The organism is Variovorax sp. GW822-FHT04E09 (assembly GCF_058800845.1).
Genome location: NZ_JBXAMR010000022.1, coordinates 1 through 1,117, shown reverse-complemented (window position 1 = coordinate 1,117; position 1,117 = coordinate 1). Strand labels below are relative to the sequence as shown.

Here is a 1,117-nt window from a genome sequence, read left to right as displayed (position 1 = left end):
ACGCTGACGGCGGCGATCGCCACCGTGCTGTCGGCCAAGTTCGGCGGCGAAGCCAAGGCTTACGACCAGATCGACGCAGCGCCTGAAGAAAAGGCCCGCGGCATCACGATCAACACCGCGCACGTCGAGTACGAAACGGCGAACCGCCACTACGCACACGTGGACTGCCCCGGCCACGCCGACTACGTGAAGAACATGATCACCGGCGCCGCCCAGATGGACGGCGCCATCCTGGTGTGCTCGGCCGCTGACGGCCCGATGCCCCAGACCCGTGAACACATCCTGCTGGCTCGCCAGGTGGGCGTGGGCTACATCATCGTGTTCCTGAACAAGTGCGACATGGTCGACGACAAGGAACTGCTCGAGCTGGTCGAAATGGAAGTTCGCGAACTCCTCGACAAGTACGAATTCCCCGGCGACGACACCCCCATCATCCACGGCTCGGCCAAGCTCGCCCTGGAAGGCGACAAGGGTGACCTGGGCGAAGGCGCCATCATGAAGCTGGCAGAAGCCCTGGACACGTACATCCCCACGCCCGAGCGCGCTGTGGACGGCACGTTCCTGATGCCCGTGGAAGACGTGTTCTCGATCTCGGGTCGCGGCACCGTGGTGACCGGCGCCGTCGAGCGCGGCGTGATCAAGGTCGGCGAAGAAATCGAAATCGTCGGTATCCGCCCCACCGTCAAGACCACCTGCACCGGCGTGGAAATGTTCCGCAAGCTGCTGGACCAGGGTCAAGCTGGCGACAACGTCGGCGTGCTGCTGCGCGGCACGAAGCGCGAAGAAGTCGAACGCGGCCAAGTGCTGTGCAAGCCCGGCTCGATCAAGCCGCACGTGCACTTCACCGCCGAGGTGTATGTCCTGTCCAAGGACGAAGGCGGCCGTCACACGCCGTTCTTCAACAACTACCGTCCGCAGTTCTACTTCCGCACGACGGACGTGACCGGCGCGATCGAGCTGCCCGCGGACAAGGAAATGGTCATGCCCGGCGACAACGTCAGCATCACCGTGAAGCTGATCAACCCGATCGCGATGGAAGAAGGCCTGCGCTTCGCCATCCGTGAAGGCGGCCGTACCGTGGGTTCGGGCGTCGTGGCCAAGATCCTCGACATCTAAG

At 63.8% G+C, this 1,117-nt stretch carries 1 protein-coding gene; it reads left to right on the top strand.

The genetic code is table 11. The annotated features are described in order from the left end of the window. The coding region (gene tuf, locus AC1RL8_RS31230) for an elongation factor Tu (RefSeq protein ID WP_492687440.1) at positions 1 to 1,116 on the top strand (1,116 nt) is incomplete at its 5' end. Position 1,117: the final 1 nt, after the last annotated feature.